Origin of the sequence: Micromonospora ureilytica (genome assembly GCF_015751765.1) — a bacterium.
GTDB lineage: Bacteria > Actinomycetota > Actinomycetes > Mycobacteriales > Micromonosporaceae > Micromonospora > Micromonospora ureilytica.
The window spans coordinates 1,865,627-1,883,648 of sequence record NZ_JADOTX010000001.1; the positions used below are offsets into that span (position 1 = coordinate 1,865,627).

The 18,022-nt window shown below is 71.8% G+C and carries 14 protein-coding genes; 7 read left to right on the plus strand and 7 right to left on the minus strand.

Features of this window, described 5'->3' with window-relative positions:
• Positions 1-60: 60 nt before the first annotated feature.
• Positions 61-2,466, minus strand: a complete 2,406-nt coding sequence (locus IW248_RS08170) for a ricin-type beta-trefoil lectin domain protein (protein ID WP_124815636.1) — start codon at positions 2,464-2,466, stop codon at positions 61-63.
• A 248-nt stretch (positions 2,467-2,714) separates the two neighbouring features.
• Complete coding sequence (locus IW248_RS08175; protein WP_196926407.1) at positions 2,715-3,581, minus strand: copper resistance CopC family protein; 867 nt, start codon at positions 3,579-3,581, stop codon at positions 2,715-2,717.
• 103 nt (positions 3,582-3,684) lie between these two features.
• Between IW248_RS08175 and IW248_RS08180 the strand changes: the two genes are divergently transcribed.
• From IW248_RS08180 to IW248_RS08190, 3 genes are read left to right on the plus strand one after another with little or no spacing between them, the layout of a single operon-like run.
• A complete protein-coding gene (locus IW248_RS08180; RefSeq protein ID WP_196926408.1) occupies positions 3,685-4,161 on the plus strand; it encodes a cupredoxin domain-containing protein in 477 nt (158 codons plus the stop codon).
• Positions 4,162-4,166: 5 nt separating this feature from the next.
• Positions 4,167-5,507, plus strand: a complete 1,341-nt coding sequence (locus tag IW248_RS08185; RefSeq protein WP_196926409.1) for a hypothetical protein — start codon at positions 4,167-4,169, stop codon at positions 5,505-5,507.
• Between the two features lie 36 nt (positions 5,508-5,543).
• Entirely contained in the window at positions 5,544-6,311 is a 768-nt protein-coding gene (locus tag IW248_RS08190; RefSeq protein WP_196926410.1) for a nucleotidyltransferase domain-containing protein, read from the plus strand.
• Positions 6,312-6,387: 76 nt separating this feature from the next.
• On the opposite strand, the gene IW248_RS08195 is transcribed toward IW248_RS08190, so the two are convergent.
• From IW248_RS08195 to IW248_RS33665, 5 genes are all read right to left on the minus strand, one after another.
• Positions 6,388-7,596 carry a CU044_5270 family protein gene (locus IW248_RS08195; protein ID WP_196926411.1) on the minus strand — a complete coding sequence of 403 codons (1,209 nt, stop codon included), beginning with the start codon at positions 7,594-7,596 and terminating at the stop codon, positions 6,388-6,390.
• Positions 7,596-8,333, minus strand: a complete 738-nt coding sequence (locus IW248_RS08200; protein ID WP_307787839.1) for an RNA polymerase sigma factor — start codon at positions 8,331-8,333, stop codon at positions 7,596-7,598. The genes IW248_RS08195 and IW248_RS08200 overlap by 1 nt, the downstream gene beginning before the upstream one ends.
• A gap of 153 nt (positions 8,334-8,486) precedes the next feature.
• Positions 8,487-9,881: a dihydrolipoyl dehydrogenase family protein gene (locus tag IW248_RS08205; protein WP_196926412.1), complete on the minus strand. Its 1,395-nt coding sequence runs from the start codon at positions 9,879-9,881 to the stop codon at positions 8,487-8,489.
• 227 nt (positions 9,882-10,108) lie between these two features.
• Complete coding sequence (locus IW248_RS08210; protein ID WP_196926413.1) at positions 10,109-11,866, minus strand: coiled-coil domain-containing protein; 1,758 nt, start codon at positions 11,864-11,866, stop codon at positions 10,109-10,111.
• 264 nt (positions 11,867-12,130) lie between these two features.
• Positions 12,131-13,705, minus strand: coding sequence for a bifunctional NAD(P)/FAD-dependent oxidoreductase/class I SAM-dependent methyltransferase (locus tag IW248_RS33665; RefSeq protein ID WP_196926414.1), 1,575 nt, complete (start codon positions 13,703-13,705; stop codon positions 12,131-12,133).
• A gap of 75 nt (positions 13,706-13,780) precedes the next feature.
• Between IW248_RS33665 and IW248_RS08220 the strand changes: the two genes are divergently transcribed.
• The 4 genes from IW248_RS08220 (at position 13,781) to IW248_RS08235 (ending at position 18,021) form a co-directional block, all read left to right on the plus strand.
• Complete coding sequence (locus IW248_RS08220) at positions 13,781-14,377, plus strand: helix-turn-helix domain-containing protein (RefSeq protein ID WP_124822917.1); 597 nt, start codon at positions 13,781-13,783, stop codon at positions 14,375-14,377.
• A 54-nt stretch (positions 14,378-14,431) separates the two neighbouring features.
• Complete coding sequence (locus IW248_RS08225) at positions 14,432-15,295, plus strand: alpha/beta hydrolase (protein ID WP_196926415.1); 864 nt, start codon at positions 14,432-14,434, stop codon at positions 15,293-15,295.
• A gap of 9 nt (positions 15,296-15,304) precedes the next feature.
• Positions 15,305-16,858, plus strand: coding sequence for a hypothetical protein (locus tag IW248_RS33670; protein ID WP_307787841.1), 1,554 nt, complete (start codon positions 15,305-15,307; stop codon positions 16,856-16,858).
• Between the two features lie 179 nt (positions 16,859-17,037).
• Complete coding sequence (locus IW248_RS08235) at positions 17,038-18,021, plus strand: zinc-dependent alcohol dehydrogenase (protein ID WP_196926416.1); 984 nt, start codon at positions 17,038-17,040, stop codon at positions 18,019-18,021.
• Position 18,022: the final 1 nt, after the last annotated feature.

Consider the following 18,022-nt stretch of genomic DNA (forward strand, 5'->3'; position numbering starts at 1 on the left):
GCGGCTGACCGGCGGGGCGCGGCCTGACCCGCCGGTCAGACCACGCCCCGTCGTCCGAGGTCAGCCGGTTACCCCGCTACTGACCACCCACTTCTGGTGTGCGCCACCCGCGTACGTGCCGAGCTGGATCTGGGTGCCGTCGGCGGTGTTACCGCCGGCGGCCTCCAGGATCTTGCCGGACTGCGGGTTGCGGATCGACCCGTCGCTCTGCGGCTGCCAGACCTGCGCGCCGGTGCCGTTGCAGGTCCAGAGCTGAACCTTCGTGCCGTTCGCGGTGCCGGCGTTGTCCACGTCCAGGCACTTGCCGAGCACCCGGTACGTGTCCCCGACCCGCGTCCACGACTGCGCGGCGGTGCCGTTGCAGGTCCAGAGCTGGATCTTCGTGCCGTCGGCGGTGCCCGCGTTGTCGACGTCCAGGCACTTGCCGCCGACGCCGGTGATGGTGCCACCGGTGGGCGGCGGCGGACTGCCCGGGATGGAGTTGAGCGTGTACCACGCCTCGGTGCTCCACAGTGACTGGCCGCTGGTGGAGGTGAACGGGCGGGGCGAGCGCAGGTGCACCACCCGGCCGGCCTTGCGACCGGCCACCGCGAGGCTGACCTTCTTTCCGTCCGCCGACAGGGTGGCCGATGTGACGGTAAGCGTCTCCTCGTCGATCTTCGGCCCGCCGTAGCTCGACGTCGCCACGTACCGCCATTGCTTGATCTTGTAGCGTGCGGCCAGCTCGGCGGCGGTCTCCGCCGAGACGGGCTGGGTGTACTCCACCTCGAAGCCGGTCGTGGTGGCGCGCATCGCGAGCATCTCGAACGTGGTGGCGGTGTTCGGGGTGAGCTTCTGCAGGCCGTACGCCAGCTTGCCGGTCTGGCCCCAGTTGCCGCCCGCGCCGAGCCCGCCGACGTAGATCGCGCCGTCCGGGCCGACGTTGACCTCGGAGACACCCGCCTCCAGGCCCTGGGTGAGCCGGAACAGGGCGCCCTGGTACTCGCCGTTGACCTTCTCCACATTCGCCCGTTGCAGGCCGCCGTACGTCACGTCGCCGATGACGAACTGGCCTGCGTACCGGCCGCTGGTCAGGTAGAGCGGCGTGCTGGGCGAGTTGGCGATCTCGTTCTGCGGCATCCACAGCACCGGCTGGGTGACCAGGGCGGTGTCGAACGGCCCGGCCGGGTTCGTGAAGTGGTTGAAGAACCGGCCCTGCTTGACGTGCACCAGCTTCGACGAGGGCAGCCAGCCGCCCTGGTTGTCGGTGACGAAGATGCCGCCCTCCGGGCCCCAGCCGATGCCGTGCGGCGTACGAAGGCCGCCGGCGACGTAGCTGACCGCGCCGGTGTCCTTGTTGACCTTGAGTGTGGTGCCGCGGTTGGTGGCGGGTTGCGGGTTGGTGGTGGCGCCGCCGGAGTTGATCGACACCGACAGGTTCAGATAGAAGAACCCGTCCTGGTAGAGCAGGCCGAACGCGAACTCGTGGAAGTTGCCGCCGTACGGCCAGGTGGCCACGGTCTCCAGGCGCTCGGCCGCCTCGTCACCGCCGGTGTTCACCAGTCGGGTCAACCGCTGCTTCTCTGTCACGTAGACCACCCCGTCGACGACCTTGAGCCCCATCGGTTCCTTCAGGCCGCCAGCGATCTTCTTGGTGGTCACGTTGCCCGGGCTCGTCGATCCGCCGGTGTTGCCGAGGATCCAGACCTCGCCGTCCTGGGAGGTGCCGGACTGGTCGCTGCCGCCCCAGGTGCTGATGACCAGCCGGCCGTCGGCCAGCCAGTCCATGCCGGTGACCTTCGGCTGGAAGCCGCTGGGCCGCAGGTTGGTGAGCGTGTAGCCGGGGTGCACGCCGGTCAGCGGCAGGCCGTCGCCGGGGGAGTCGGAGACCCCCTCGCACTCCTTGCGCCCCGGTGCGGTCACCCGGACCACGCCGGCGTCGGTGCTCAGCGCCGAGTTCGGTACGACAGCGAAGGTCGACGAGCCGGGCGTCTTCCACTCCAGGGTGATCTGCTGCCCGCCCCCGCGCTCGAAGTGGTCGATGCGCAGCGCGTGCAGGCCGGCGGTGAGGGTGACCGTGCCCTCCTTGGGCGGGGTCGCGCCGTGCAGGCCGTCATGGTTGATGACCACGGCGTTGTCGATCGACAGCTTGGATCCGTCGTCGCTGCTGAGTCGGAACGTGTAGCTGCCGGCCTGGGTGGTGGTGATGTTGCCGAGCACCTGCGAGACGAAGTTGTCCTCGAAGCCGAAGTCGGCCGCCGAGGTCCAGTTGATCGTGGACATCAGCTTGTCCACGTTCGGGGTCTGCGCGGGCTTGAGCGTGCACAGCTCGGAGAGGGGCACCTGCACGTCGAAGACGCGCAGCGTGACACCCGGTTCCTGCGCGGGGGCGGCGTTGGCGGGGACGGCCCAGAGGCCGGCGGCGAGGACGAGTGCGAGCGCACCCAGGACGGGATGGTGGAGTCGGCGTAGCAGGCGTGTGCCCATCGTTCCTCCAGGAGGCGGTGGAGTGTCCGACGGCCGGCGTGGAGCAGCGGTGAGGATGACCGTCGGCCCGGCTCCGTAATGTCCTCGACGCCGACGAGTGACATTGTGGAAACACCGGGTTGATGGGTCGAGACATTAAGGTGTTTCGATTGGACTGTCCATGGCTTCGCCTCGATACATCAAAAGTTTCCAATGTCCGTGCGAAAGTTCGAGACGGTACGCGAGAAATGCCCGGCTATCGCGCCTGCCTACCGCCGTCCGCGCCGCCCCGAACCACCGGTCCGGTTGCCGGTCTTCCGAGTCGGGTTGGCGGACGTGCGGGCGGCGGCGCCGCCCCGGCCCGCTGCGCCGGCGGGCCGGCGACCCGCCGGCGAGGCTCCGCGCTCCGCTGGCCGACGGCGGGCCGCCACCAGCACGAGCACGGCGACCGTGACGACGATCAGGGCCGGGATCAGCCAGGCCGGGAACCCGGTGTCGCGCTGCTCCTCGGCGGCACCGGCTGGTGGGCTCGCCGGAGCGCCGGTGGGGCCGACCGGGCTGCCGCTGGCCGCGGGGTTGGTCGAGCCCTCGCCCTCGGCCTGGGCGAGCAGCGCCGGATCCGGCCCCGCCGTGGGCGCCGACCAGCCGGCCGGCGCGGCCGTGCCCCGGCCCTGGTAGTCGAAGGTCACCTCGCCCCGCACCGCCTCACCGTCGGAGGCGACGGAGAGGTAGCTGGCGGTGTAGCGGCCCTTCGCCGGCCAGTGCGCGACGGTCACCATGGCCGGGAAGCCGGTGTGGTACAGCCGTGGCTCGAACACGCCGTTGACCATGAAGTACTCGGTGACCGGCTTGTCCAGTCGCTTCGGCTCGCCGTAGGACCAGCCATTGTCCACTCGCGACCCGTTCGGACCGCTGATGGTGAAGTGCGCGTTGGAGGCGGGCTTCTCGGTGAAGTACAACGCCAGTTGGGTCAGCGGCTCGCGGACGACGGTGCCCTTCAGCGGGGTGGAGGTCGCCAGTTGCCCGTGCGCGGACGCCGGCGCGACCGGCAGCAACAGAGTCACCACCACTGTCGCCGCCAGCGCCGCAACGACACGACTCAGGACCTTACGCACAGTGACCCGCTTCGATCGCATCCGTTCATCATGGTCATTTCCCCGGCACCGAACAAGACGTAGAGTTCTCCTCCCCGACGATCAACCCGACACCCGTCCCCCTCGCGTCGTTCGGAGTCCGCCCGTGTTCGTCCGCACCCCCGCCGCCCGCACCTCGGCCACCCTCGCCTCCGTCACCCTCGCCGCCCTACTCCTCGCCGGTTGCGGGCACGATGACGACCCCTCCGTGGCCACGCCCTCGACGGCCCCCACGTCCGCCGCCCCGTCGAGCGCCACCCCCACCGCGCCGACTCCGACGGTCACCGCCACGCCCAGCGCCTCCGCCAGCACCGCCGCTGTGGACCAACAGATCACCGTGACGATCGCGAAGAAGCGGGTCGATCCGCCGACCGGACGGATCACCGTCGGTAAGGGCAAGCTGGTCCGGATCACTGTCACCTCCGACGTGGCCGACGAGCTGCACGTGCACGGCTACGACCTGGGCGCCCGGCTGCCGGCCGGCACCCCCGGCTCGGTGGAGTTCAAAGCGGACAAGACCGGGCTTTTCGAGGTGGAGACGCACGAGTCCGAGCTGGTGCTCTTCCAGCTCGTCGTCCGCTGAGCGGCATGACGGCCGCTCCCACGCTGCTGGCACACGGCGTCGGCGGCCGCCAGGACCTGCCGATCACGCTGCCGCAGCTCGTCGTCGCCGCCGCGCTGACCCTCGTCGTCACGTTCGTGGCACTGGGCCTGCTCTGGCGCGAGCCCCGACTCGACCGGGACGCCGCCGGCGGTCGACCGGCGCCACGCTGGCTCGCCCGACTCGTCGACGCGCCCGCGTTCCGGTGGGCGCTGCGCGGGCTCGGCCTGCTCGCCGCCGCGTGGTTCTGCCTCGGCCTGTTGGGCGGGCCGGACACCGCGGACAACCCGACCGCCGGCGCGCTCTACGTGCTGCTCTGGGTCGGGCTGGCCCCGCTGTCGCTGCTACTCGGCCCGGTCTGGCGGGCGGTCAACCCGCTGCGTACGGTGCACCTGTTCGGGGCGCTGGCGGCACGGCGCGACCCGAACCGTGGGCTCCGCGAGCTGCCCGACGGCGTCGGCTGGTGGCCGGCCGCGGCCACCCTGTTCGGGTTCGTCTGGCTGGAACTGGTCGCCCCCGACCGGGCCACCCTGCCGGTCATCACCGCCTGGCTGGCCGGGTACGCGGTGGTCCTGCTGGTCGGCGCGGTGGTGTTCGGCGCCGGCTGGTTCGACCACGCCGACCCGTTCGAGACGTACAGCACGCTGATCGGTCAGCTCGCCCCGCTCGGCCGGGCCGCCGACGGCGTCCTGGTGTGGCGCAACCCGCTCGACGGGATCGCCGGCCTGCGACCCCGCCCCGGGCTGGTCGCCGTGGTGATCGTGCTGCTCGGCTCGACCATGTACGACAGCCTCTCCAACGCCCCGGGCTGGTTGCGCTTCAGCCAGGAGAACGGCCTGCATCCGGCGGTCACCGGCAGCGCCGGCCTGAGCCTCGTCATCGCCGCCGTCGCGGTGGCGTACCTCGCCGCCACCGGCGCCGCGGCGCGCATCGGCCGCGCCGACGCGGCCGACGCCCGTGGGGTGCCGGGCGAGATCGCCCACTCCATCGTGCCGATCGCTGTGGGGTACGTCGTGGCGCACTACTACTCGCTGCTGATCCTGGAGGGTCAGCGCACCATCGCGTTGCTCTCCGACCCGCTGGGCACCGGCGCCAACTGGCTCGGCACCGCCGACTGGGAGCCGCACACCGGGCTGGTGACGCCCTCCGGAGTGGCCACCCTGCAGATCACCGTCATCATCCTCGGGCACCTGCTCGGCACGCTGCTCGCCCACGACCGCGCTCTGTACCTGTTCCCCAGGGCCCGGGCGGTGGCCGGCCAACTTCCCCTACTGGCACTGATGGTCGCGTACACCGTCGCCGGCCTGCTGCTGCTCTACGCGGGGTAGTCCCGCCGGGCTCCGACCCGTGCGTCATGATGGCCCGTGGACTCCGATCTTCAGCGCTACCTCGACGACCTGGTCACCACCGCCCGCGACGTGCTCGGCGCCGACCTCGTCGGCGCGTACGCGGCCGGCTCGGTGGGACTCGGCGCGTACCAGGCCGGGCGCAGCGACGCGGACGTGGCACTGCTCAGCGCCGGACCGCTCACCGAGGCCGCCAAGCGGACGCTGGTCGCCCGGCTGCGACACGAGGCGCTGCCCTGCCCGGCGCGCGGACTGGAACTGGTCGTCTACGACCGGGCGGTGGCCGCCTCCGGCACCCCCGAACCCGGCTTCGAGGTCGAACTGAACACCGGGGCCGCCATGCCGTTCCGGCGCACCCTCGACCCCGCCGACCGCCCGGTAGCCGACGGCCGATTCTGGTACGGCCTCGACCGCAGCATCCTGCACCAGAGTGGACTCCCACTGTTCGGGCCACCGGCCGGGGAGGTCTTCGCCGACCTCGCCCCAGCCGACCTGCGCCGGCTGCTCATCGAAGCGCTGTCCTGGTGGCTGGCCCTGCCCACACCGCCGGCCGACCAGCCCGCACCCGGCACCGAGGACGCCGTACTCGGCGCCTGCCGGTCGCTGGTACGCCACCGCGACGGCGTCTGGCTCGCGAAGGTGACCGCCGGTCAGCGGCTGATCGACGCCGGCGACCCGGCCGAGGTGATCCGTCGGGCGGTCGCCGCGCGGCACGGCGGGCCGCCGCCCACCGGGGCGCAGGCCCGAGCCTTCCAACAACGGGTACGCGACGAGATCGCCGGATAGCCGTCGCGCTGTTTCCGTGGGCGGGCCTCGCGGCGCTCAGCGGACCGGCTTGGGGCCAACCAGTTCTTCCCGACGGTCATCGGACCTCACCGACCCGGTCGACGATGGCGTACGTGGGCACGGCATCTGCCGTCACGGTCCCGGCCGGTACGCCGCGCGCCTTCCGGATCTGCACCGTACGGAAGCCGAGCAGTTCACGCCCCGCGGTGTCGAAGACCAGTTCCTCCCGTCGGGTCTCGTCCTCGGTCGACTCACCATCGCGGCCGATCGCGACACCCTGCCGACCAGCTAGATCGACCGGGCCGTCGACCCGCTCGACTCCGGGAATCAGTGCGACCGCCCGGTAGAGGGCAGCCCGAACTTCCGGAGACATGATCGGGACGGCCTCCCGGAGCAGGTCCAGGACCGTGGTGAAGACCTGCTGGTCGGCAGAGTGTTTGTTCTGGGAACCGACCGCCTCCCGCAGGGTGTCCAGTAGCCGGGCCGGATCGGTCGGCAGGCTCGCCAGGTACGCCGGCGTCGGCCGGTACACCTCGCCCGGGTCCCGGACCGCCGGGCAGCTCGCACAGTCGGCGGGCGGCTGGTAGTCGGGCGCCGGCCCGTACTCCTCGACCTTCGGAGGAGCGGTCAGGTCGTACCCGAGTTCGCGAGCGACCTCGGCGTCGGCAGGGGTCAGCGGGGTACGGCTGACCCCCTCGGTGATGCGCAGCCGCGCCGACCTCAGGCCCTCGACGGTGTACCACATCTCGTGCCGGCGAACCACCCAGACCCTGGCCACCGGACCGGGACCCTCGACGTCGCCGATCACCGACAGGGACCCCTCCGCGACCACCCGGTAAATGAACTGGCCCGGCCGGATCTCGACGGCCGGGTCGAGCCGGGCATTCGCGGCCACCAGCCGCAGCACCGTCCCGGCGTCGTCGCCGTCGCCGATCGGGACCGTGGCGGGGATGCTGTCCACCCCACCCCGGTCCGGGCCGCCGGAAACCGTCGCCGGGGTGAGGATCGCCGGCACGATCAGCGCCGTGGCAACCGCAGCCGAGACGCCGAGCCCGGCGAGCGACCAGTGCCACCACCGGGCGCCGCGCCGGTGCCTCCGGCCCGCCGGCCGGGTACGCACCGCTGCGCCACGGCGACGCCACGGCGATGCCACGGCGCCCGTCCGGATCGCCGCGGATTCGGCCCGAGCCTGCACGAGCAAGGCCGCCCGGGCGCGCGCCATCGCCTCGGCGGACGGTGCCGGAGCCTTCCCCAGTACGTCGCGAATCATCCGCGCTTCGTCCATCACAGGTCCCCCAGGTCTCGATCGTGGCCGCTCGGATCGGTGTCGCCAAGCACCTCGCGCACCTTGCGGCGCGCCCGACTGAGTCGGGAACAGACCGTCCCGTACGGAATTTCCAGGGCTGCCGCGACCTCGTGGTAGGTGAGTTCGCCGAGCGCGACAAGCAGGAGTACGTCCCGGTCCCGGGCCGAGAGGGAGGCCAGTGCCCTGGCCAGATCACGGTGCACGCTCTGCGCGCTGACCATCGCGGCTATCCGCTCGTCGTGACCGACGACGGACTGGTCCCGCGGCGCCCGGGCCAGTGCCCGGTAGCGCCGCTGCTCGCTACGCCGCTGGCGGCGGACGAGGTTCGTGGCGATGCCGTACAGCCACGCCCGGACGTGCCCGCCCGGTACACGCTCTCCGGTTGATTCCCTGGCCTCGCGACCGGTGGAGGCGTCACCGGCGCGTTCGGCCGGGGCACCGTCGTCGGCGGGGTCTCCCGCGTCGAATCGGGTCCGCTTGGCGAAGGCGATCAGGAAGGTCTCCGCCGCCAGGTCGTCGGCGGCGGCCGGGCCAAGCCGGTTCGCGGCGAACCGGTGGATCTCCGGGTAGTACCGGTCGAAGAGCAGCGCGAACCTTTCCGGCTCGGCGCGCGACCGCTCGATCAGGACGACGTCGGCCACCGCGCCGAGGTCGTCGGGCGGGTCGGTGCCCGCCAGGGAGCCGGGAGCGACCGCACCCACGGGTGGCCCGGTCACGAGAGGGTTCCGGTCATCGATTGTCGTCCTCCAGGGAGCGTCATGCGTCCGACACCCCTCTACGCCCGATGACGGCGTTCCCCTTCGCGCCCGACGGCTGGTGTCCCGCAATCCTCGCGAGTACCCGGCACGACCTCCCCGTCCGGTGTGGCGTCAGCGGACCGGTTGGGGCTTCAGCGAGGCGAAGAGCAGGTTGAGGCCCTCGGTCATGGTCGGGTGGGTGATCACGGCGTCGCGCAGAGCCGTCCACGGCATGCCGGCGAGCATGGCCAGTTGCACCGAGGTGATCACCTCGCCGGCCTCGGCGCCGAGCAGCGCCGCACCGAGGATCCGGTCGGTGTTGGTGTCGATGACCGCCTTCCACATGCCCTGGGTCTGGCGCAGGGTGCGTGCCCGGGGGATGGCGGCGACGGGCAGGTGGGCGACCTGGACGTCGTACCCGGCGCGGCGCGCCTCGGTCTCGGTCAGCCCGATCCGCGCCAGCTCCGGGGTGGTGAAGACGGTGTACGGGATCAGCCGGTCGGCGGTGCTGCGCTGGCCTCCCGCGAGGTTCGCCCGGATGATCCGGTAGTCGTCCAACGAGACGTGGGTGAACTGCGGGCTGCCGGCGACGTCTCCGGCCGCCCAGGTGCGCTCGGCGCTGGTCCGCAGGTGCTCGTCGACCTCTACGAAGCCCCGCTCGCTGAGACGTACGCCGGCCACGTCCAAGCCGAGCCCGTCGGTCACCGGTTCCCGACCGGCCGCCACCAGCACATCCTCCCCGATCACCGCGCTGCCGTCGTCAAGTGTCACCCGGAGCGAGCCGTCGGCCTCCCGGTCGACCCGCGCGACCGCGACACCCACCCGGACGTCGATGCCGTCATCGAGGAAGACACGCATCACCGCGTCGCTCATGTCGGGGTCCTCCCGGGTGAGCAGCCGTGGACCGCCCTCGACCAGCGTCACCGCGCTGCCGAACAACGCGAACATCTGCGCGAACTCCACCCCGACGGTGCCGCCGCCGAGGACCACCAATCGGGCCGGCAACCGATCCAGGCGCAGCAGCTCGTCGCTGGTGAGCACCCCAGCCTCGGCCATCCCGGGCACCGACGGCAGATGCGGGCGAGTGCCCGTGTTGATCACCACGTCGCTGCCGCGCAACAGCCGCTCGCCGCCGTCGGCGAGTGCCACCCGTACGGTCCGTGGACCGACGAACCGGGCCTCGCCGATCACCAGGTGTAGGCCGGAGTCGAGGAACTGCTGCCGGTTGGCGGCGACCATCCCCTCGACCACGTCCTGCTTGTGCGCGCGCAACAGGTCAACGTCGACCCGGCCGCCCTCCACCGCCAGGCCGAGCGCCGACGCGTCCCGTAGCTGGCGGGCGGCCCGCGCGCTGGTCACCAACGCCTTCGTCGGGATGCACGCGACGTTGATGCAGCTGCCGCCGATCATGCCGCGCTCGACCATGGCGACCCGCTGCCCGGACCGGGCGACGTCCATGCTCAACGTCTTTCCGGCCTTGCCGCCACCGACGACGAGCAGGTCGAACTCCTCCGGTTGGTCGGCCACCGGGCGCTCCTCTCGGTCACCGGCCGGGCCGGCGGCCGCCGCTGGTGCGCGGCGGCCAGCCCAGCCTGCCAGCTCCGACGGGTACGGCGACCCGGTTCGGCGCAGAATCCGCCCGAGCCACCACCCGCACCCTGCCCCATGGCGGGATCTTGCACTTTCTGTCGCGGCATAGCGGACATTCCGTGCGTACCGGCGACCGAAACCGCAAGATCGGCGCGTTGCTGAGGTCAGTGCCGGGCGGCGCCGTTCTCGCTGACCGGCTGACCGAAGGCCAGGAACGGTACGGGCGTCGGTGCGTCCGTGCCGATGTGCCGAGGGAAGGTCGGCTCGGCGTCGTCGGCGCTCACGTCCCGGGCTGCCGTACGGTCGGAAGCCACCGACTCGTCCGCCACCGCCGGTGCGCCACCATGCTCGTCGTTCGCCTGCTCCGCCGGGGCCCGGTCGCCGTTCGCCTGCTCGGCCCGGGCCCGGTCGCCATTGGTCTGGCCTACCGGGGTCAGGTCGGCGTAGCCGCTCTGGGCCGGGCTCCGGTCGGCAGGTGCGAGGTCGAGCGGGGCGCGGTCGAGCGGGGCGCGGTCGGGAGTGGCGCGGTCGGCGTTCGCGTCGTCCAGGGTGGGACGCTCCGCGGAGTGCCGGTCGACGCCGACACGGTCGACGTTGAGCCGCTCCACGCCGGCCCGCTCGGGGGCGGGGCGGTCGGCGCTGGAGCGGGAACCCACCATCGGGTATTCAGCGGTCTCCGTACCGCCGGCTGCCGCGGCCATGACCGCGGCGGAGGCGAGGTCGGCCACCCGCTTCGCCTCCCGCTGTACGCGGGCGCGGACCTCCTTGGCGTGCCGCTCGGCGGAGTCCCCGGCCCGGCGGGCCTCGTCCAGCCGGGCGCTCTCGGCGGTCAGGTCCCGGCGGACCTCACCGAGCCGCTGCTGCATCCGGGACAACTCGTTCTCCAGCGTCTCGCCCTCCTGGCGGATCTCGGCGAGCTGCTGGCGGCCGGTGCCCAGCTCGGCCTGCAGCTCGCTGGCCTCCTGCCGGCGCTCCTCAAGCTCCTGTTGCAGGGTCGCGAGCTGCTGCTGATGGCTGGCGGCCTGCTCGTCGGCGCGGTTGCGCAGCTCGGTCACGTGCTGCTGCGCCTCGGCCAGCAGTGAGGCGATCTGCTGCTCGGTCGCGCTGCGCTGCTCGGCCAGTTCCTGCTCGGCGGCGGCCTGCTGTTCGGCGATGTCCTGCTCGGCGGCGGTACGTCGTTCGTTGACCTCTCGCTCCACGCTGGCCTGCCACTGGGCCATCTCCTGCTGGTTCTTGGAGCGGGCCGACTGGAGTTCCTGCTGGATCTGGGTACGGGCCGACTTCATCAGCGCGTCGGCGGCGACCCGGGTCTGGTTGAGCTGCTGCGCGCTCTGCTCGGTGATCCGCTTGGCCTCGTGCTGGGCGCGTTCGTGCGCGGCCTCACCGTCGGCCCGCAACTGCTCGGCGTGCTCGCGGATCGCTGTCAACTCGGCCTCGGCCAGCGTGCGCCGCTCCTCGTGCGCCTGCTCCTGCTCGGCTCGCCGGGAGGCCAACTCCTCGGCCAGATCCTGACGTGCCTGCGCGGCCCGTTCACGGGTGTCGGCGAGGATCCGCTCGGACTCGCTGCGCAGCTCGTTCGCCCGGTCGGTGGCCGACTCGGTGATCATTCCGGCCTGCTTCTCGGCGAGCGCCATGATCTCGCCGACCATCGGGCCCAGATCGTGGAACGAAGCGCGGTCCACCTGCACGGGTTGCTCCTGAAGCTCGGCCAGCTCGGCACGCAGCCGCTGCACCTCGGCGGTCAGTTCACGGACGCGGACGGCGGATCGCCCGTGCTCCCCGCTCAGCATCGTAATCTGACCGTTGAGCTGCTCCAGGTGCCGGTCCACCTGGCGTTTGTCGTACCCGCGCAGGGTGAGCTCGAAGCTCGGCCGGGAGGCCGCATCGTCGCGTGCTGCGTGCGGCTCAGCGCCGATGGACATGCACCATCCTCCGTACGATCGGGGCGTCAGGGTCGGCGGTCGCCTGCCCCACGGGCCGTCAGTGTGGCGCAACGCTACCGCCGAGCGGACCTCATGCGAAGTCCTGCCCCACCACCTCTCACGTTGTCGCCCCGTGTTCCCCCGTTCCCGCGCCGATCATGGACTCATGGTGCCGGAAAGGTGATGCTCCACCACCTTTGTCACCCACCACAACTCCATGATCGACGCAGGTCCACAGGGGAGACACGGGGAGGGACGAGGGGGTTAGCGTCGGCGGGCGACCAGGACCGCGTCGTGGTGGGTGATGTCCTCGCCGTTGGGGGTGGTGGCGAGGCGGGAGCGTTCCTCCGCGGCCAGCACCTCCCAGTGGGCCGGCTCCAAATCGGCGGCCACGTCCTGCGCCGTGTACATCATGTCCGGCATGTGCATCCGGTGCGCCGACCCCCACAGGTCCGACGGGTGGTGCCCGACGATCAGCAGGACACCGCCCGGTGCCACCGCCGCGGCCAGCCGGCCGAACAACTCCCGCCGCTGCTCCGGGGGCAGGTGCATGAACTGCGCGGACACCAGGTCGTACGCCTCCTCGGTGGGCGGCTTGTCCCGTAGGTCGGCGTGGGTGAACTCGATCCGGTCGCCCACGCCGGCGGTCTCGGCGTGCGCGGCGGCCCGGCTCAACGCCGTGGTGGAGATGTCCACCGCCGTCACCTGCCAGCCACGCTCGGCCAGCCACACCGCGTCACCGCCCTCGCCGCTGCCCACGTCCAAGGCGCGCCCCGGGGCCAGGTCGCTGACCTCGGCGACCAGTTGCGGGTTTGGCCGACCACTCCACACCGAGGGCCGGGACTGGTAGCGCTCCTCCCACGCCGGCTCCTCGAATGTCGTGGCCACCAACTGCCGGTACGCGGCCACCGCTTCGCGGGTGTCCTCGGCGATGAGATCGGCGTTGATGGCCGCCGCGGCGGTCAGGCCGGCCCCGGCGGACGTGATCACCTGACCGCGGATGTCGGCGACGTTGCCCGCCACCCAGACACCCGGGACGGTGGTCGCGCCGGTGGCGTCGGTCGGGATCTGGGCACCGATCACGTGCTCACCCATCGTCACCTCCTCCGGGGCCAGACCCAGCCCCACCAGCACATCGGCGCGGGGAGTCAGACGCGTCCCCACCACGATCGCGTCGAGCGCCACCACCCGGCCGTCGGCGAGCCGTACGCCGGTCAGCGCGTCGTCGGTCACCTCCACCGCGGCAACCGGGCCGGGCACCACAGCGATGCTCCGGGCGGCGAGCCGCTCGGCGGCCTCCGCGTCCGGCGCCGGGGCGTCGTGCAGCAACAACAGCACGTTGGGGCTCCACTGTCGCCACATCTCGGCCTGGTGCACGCTCAGCGGGCTGGTCGCCAGGATGCCGATCCGACGGTCCCGAACCTCCCAGCCGTGGCAGTACGGGCAGTGCAGCACGTCGCGACCCCACCGCTGGGCCAGGCCGGGCACGTCGGGCAGTTCGTCGGTCAGGCCGGTGGTCACCAGCAGCCGACGGGCCCGCACCGACTCCCCGCCGTCGAGGCTCAGCCGGAACCCGTCGTCGTCCCGGGTCGCGGCCGCCACCCGTCCGGTGCGGACCTGCCCGCCGTACCCGGCCACCTCGTCCCGCCCGATTGCGAGCAACTCGCCCGGCGGCGTCCCCTCCCGGCCCAGGTAGTTGTGGATCCGGTCGGCCGGCGCGTTGCGCGGCTCACCGGAGTCGATCACCAGCACCGACCGTCGGGCCCGGCTCAGCGCCAGGGCTCCGCTGAGCCCCGCGGCGCCGCCGCCCACCACCACCACGTCGTATGTCTCGTCCACCGCTATCTCCCTCTTGCTTGTCGCCTGCGCCCACCATCCGTCGCCGCCGGCAAGGTGGCAACTATCCTTGCCGTTATGGCAAACGAGGACAGCGCCGCGCTGGCGGCCGTCGGCCCCCGGCTGCGTGCCCTACGTCACCAACGCGGGACCACGCTCACCCAACTCGCCGACCTGACCGGCATCTCGGTGAGCACCCTGTCCCGGCTCGAGTCCGGTAGCCGTCGACCCACCCTTGAGCTCCTGCTTCCGCTGGCGAGGGCCTACCAGGTGGCGCTTGACGAACTGGTCGACGCCCCCGCCACCGGCGACCCCCGGGTACACCCCAAACCGATCGTCATCCACGGCGTGACGTACCTGCCGCTGACCCGCCGGCCGGGCGGTGTCCAGGCGTTCAAGCAGATCTTCCCGCCGGATCCGTCCGCCGGGGGCCGGATTCCGCAGGCCCACGAGGGGTACGAGTGGCTCTACGTGCTCTCCGGCCGAATACGTCTGCTGCTCGGTGACCGTGATCTGACGCTGACCCCGGGGGAGGTGGCCGAGTTCGACACCCGCATGCCGCACCTCTTCTTCAACCCGGGCCCCGGCACCGCCGAGGCCCTCAGTCTCTTCGGGCCGCAGGGGGAGCGGCTGCACGTCCGGGCCCGCCCGGCCTCGCCCGACAAGAAGCAGTGATCAACCCGGCTTCCGGGACGGGTACGGCCTGATCGTCGGTGCGAGGATGGCACGATGATCGATGCGGCATCCCGAGGCTGGAGCGACCGGGTCGAGCACCGCGACATCGTCGTCAAGGAGGTCCCGGGCTTCCGCCCGCTGACGTTGGACCTCGTCGTGCCGGTGGCAGCGCCCCGACCGGTCCCGGTCCTGGTGTGGATCCACGGCGGCGCGTGGCTGTTCGGCTCGCCCAAGCACCCGGCGGACTGGCTCATGGAGGCGGACCCGTTCACCGCCGCTATACGCGCCGGATTCGCGGTCGCCTCCGCCCAGTATCGGCTCAGCGGCGAGGCGCACTTTCCCGCCCAGCTCGACGACGTCAAGGCGGCGGTGCGCTGGCTACACCGGCGGGGCGACGGGGTGGGCGTGGACCCCGAGCGGATCGGGGTGTGGGGCGAGTCGGCCGGTGGGCACCTGGCCTCGCTGGTCGCGCTGACGGGCAACGACCGGGACGACAGCCGCGTCCGGGCGGCGGTCTGCTGGTACGCGCCGTCGAACCTGTTGACCATGCAGTCGCAGGCACACCCGTCCGGAACGATCGACCACGACTCGGCGAACTCACCCGAGTCCCTGCTGCTCGGCGGCACACTGCCCGAACACCCGGAACTGGGTCGGGCGGCCAGTCCGATCACCTACGTCACCGGCCAGGCCCCACCCATGCTGCTGATGCACGGCGACCAGGACGTGGTCGTACCGGTGGGGCAGAGCGAGGAACTTGCCGCTGCGTTGACCGCGGCGGGTGCCGAGGTCGAGTTGTCGGTGGTGCGGGGGGCCGACCACTGTTTCGCCGGAGTGCCGTTGGAGCCGCTGATCCGCGACAGTCTGGCGTTCTTCACCCGGGCCCTCGCCCCCGACGCCGCGGCGCTGCCGCCTCACTAAGGTGACGCGGTGACCGTTTACGACGTCGCCGCCAAACTTCCTGACATCGACCTGCTGCGGCAGCGCTGCAAGGCGTTGGCAGTGCTCGAGCGCGCCATCGACGGCGGGGACCCCTACTACGCCTACACCTCGGACTGGGGCCCGGACGAGGCGGCGTTGATGAGCAATGGCGGCGGGGACGAGTGGACAGTCGTGTTCACCGCCGACGGCGCCTTCATCCGACTCTTCGACCACGAGTCGGCGATGTCGCCGTACCGCCATCCAGACCACGAGTTGTGGCCGGGCCTGGTCGACGGTATCCCGGAGGTTCTGCGTCCACACGTGACGGAACCGGCCTTCTGCGACGAGAACGGGCAGCTCGTCGCGACGACGGTGCTGTGGCGGCTGGTGGAGGACGATCGTTGGCACGCCGGCGACGGCATCGCCTTCCCCCCACCGAGCGGACCGTACGAGGACAACGGCCCGGACGGATCCGGACTGCTCGACATCCTGTTCGACGACATCGTCGCCCGCTTCGTCGAGTTCGCCGCCGACTACCACGAGATGACTGTGGACCGGTCGGCGGTCGAGCACATCGTCGCCCATCGACCGCTCACCGACACCGTGACAAGGGCCCTGAATCCGCAGCTCAGTGTCGCCGACCTGCGGGTGGACCTCACCGAGATCGGCTACCCGATCGCGGGGGACTGTGCCGCGACGGTCGAGGTCGGACCTCATGGCGCGTTCTCCGCGAACAGCGTGGGATGGGAACGCGCGCCCTTCCCGTTGAGCTTCAGCGTCCGCGAGACAGGCGGCTCCTGGATGGTGACCGCGACCGCGGCGCAGGCCGCCGAGCTGGCCGATGTGCTCATGCTCGGTGGGAACGACACCGTCATGGTTGTCGGCCTGGAGACCAACAGCTTCCTGGACGAGGAGTATCAGCAGTGGCGGCCGTCGCGGATCGCGGCGGAGCAGGGCGTCAGCTTCGAGGTGCGTCAGGTCGGTGCGCTGGCGGGAGGGGTCGTCGGCCTCAGCGAAGAGGCCCTGCTGATCCGCCGGGAGCAGCTGCCCCGGTTCCTGCACGGCTGGTACCCCTACAATCTGACATTGATCGATTTGCCGGGTACGCCTTCCGCCGCGCGGGTCGACGAGATGATCGTCGTCATTGGCGCGGCCACGTACGACGAGCCGGTCCTACCCGCGCTGGCAGGCTCGCGCCTGTTGTTCTCAGGGCATGACGACTGCTACGTGGCCGTCGAGACGACGGACCGCGCGCTGCCCGCGGCGGTTCTCGGCCGGCTCCTGGCCTTGCTGGTCGGCTCGACACTTGTCGACACCACGGCGGTGGAGGTGACAGCGCCCGACGCCGAGCCCGTGCAGGGGCTGATCGCGGAGAGCCGGCACTGGGTCGGCGAGCTGGGCGCCGCGACGCCGGGCTCGGTGACAGTCGATCTGTACGCCACGTCCGAACCGTGGCGGCTCGGCCAGTCGGTCCCGAAGCAGGTCGATCGCCGGATGGTCTACGACGTCGCGCGCAGGGCCTGGCGGTCGACCGAGGTGGTGGCGCCACTCCCGAATCAGTGACGTCGCCCGTCGCGGTCGTGGGGTGACGTGCCACGAGGGCCGGGCCCGAATGGTGGTTCCGTCGGACGGGCTTCGAACTGTGCGTGCCGAACTTCCGTGTTTATGATCGACAACCCCCGACCGGGGGACCCCGACATGGCCGATCGGTTCGGCCCGGAGCAGACGTGAGGTGCGCGACGGTGATCCGTGAGGCGTACGCCTGCTGGGTGCGTGAGCCCGGCGCGGCCGAGATCCGGCCGGTGTCGTTGCCCGCCCCGGGCCCCGACGAGGTGCTGGTCCGGGCCAGTTACTCCGGGGTGAGCCGGGGCACCGAGACGCTGGTCTTCGCCGGCCGGGTACCCACCGACCAGTACGCCGCGATGCGCGCGCCGTTTCAGGAGGGCGACTTCCCCGGCCCGGTGAAGTACGGCTACCTCAGCGTCGGTGTGGTCGAGCAGGGCCCGCCGAATCTGCTCGGGCGGACGGTGTTCTGCCTGCACCCGCACCAGAGCGCGTACGTGGTGCCGGTGACCGCCGTGGTGCCGGTGCCGGAGGGGGTGCCGGCCGCCCGGGCGGTGCTCGCCGGCACTGTGGAGACCGCCATCAACGCGCTGTGGGACGCGGCGCCGCTGGTCGGTGACCGGGTCACAGTGATCGGCGCCGGCATGGTGGGCTGCTGCGTCGCAGCGCTGCTCGCCAGGTTCCCCGGCGTGCAGGTCGAGTTGGTCGACCCCGACGCGCGCCGGGCCGGCGTGGCCGGGGCGCTCGGCGTCGACTTCGCCAGCCCGGCCGACGCCCGCGGTGACCGGGACCTGGTCGTGCACGCCAGCGCCACCGCCGCCGGCCTCCAACAGTCGCTGGACCTGCTCGCGCCGGAGGGCACGGTCATCGAGCTGAGCTGGTACGGCGACCGCCCGGTGCAGGTGTCGCTGGGCGGGTCGTTCCACTCCGGTCGACTCACCGTGCGCAGCAGTCAGGTCGGCATGGTCGCGCCCGCCCGGCGGGGACGGCGTAGTTACGCCGATCGGCTGGCGCTCGCCCTGGACCTGCTCGACGACCCGGCCTTCGACGCGTTGATCACCGGCGCGTCCCGGTTCGCGGAGCTGCCCGACGTGCTCGCCAGACTGAGCTCGGGTGACCTGCCCGCCCTCTGCCACCTCATCACCTACGACGACGGGGAGTGAC

Excerpts from the sequence above, each read along its gene's own strand:
- IW248_RS08170 (WP_124815636.1), bottom strand. The coding sequence starts at position 2,466 with ATGGGCACACGCCTGCTACGCCGACTCCACCATCCCGTCCTGGGTGCG.
- IW248_RS08195 (WP_196926411.1), bottom strand. The coding sequence starts at position 7,596 with ATGGACGAAGCGCGGATGATTCGCGACGTACTGGGGAAGGCTCCGGCA.
- IW248_RS08185 (WP_196926409.1), top strand. The coding sequence starts at position 4,167 with ATGACGGCCGCTCCCACGCTGCTGGCACACGGCGTCGGCGGCCGCCAG.
- IW248_RS08175 (WP_196926407.1), bottom strand. The coding sequence starts at position 3,581 with ATGCGATCGAAGCGGGTCACTGTGCGTAAGGTCCTGAGTCGTGTCGTT.
- IW248_RS08210 (WP_196926413.1), bottom strand. The coding sequence starts at position 11,866 with ATGTCCATCGGCGCTGAGCCGCACGCAGCACGCGACGATGCGGCCTCC.
- IW248_RS08225 (WP_196926415.1), top strand. The coding sequence starts at position 14,432 with ATGATCGATGCGGCATCCCGAGGCTGGAGCGACCGGGTCGAGCACCGC.
- IW248_RS08220 (WP_124822917.1), top strand. The coding sequence starts at position 13,781 with ATGGCAAACGAGGACAGCGCCGCGCTGGCGGCCGTCGGCCCCCGGCTG.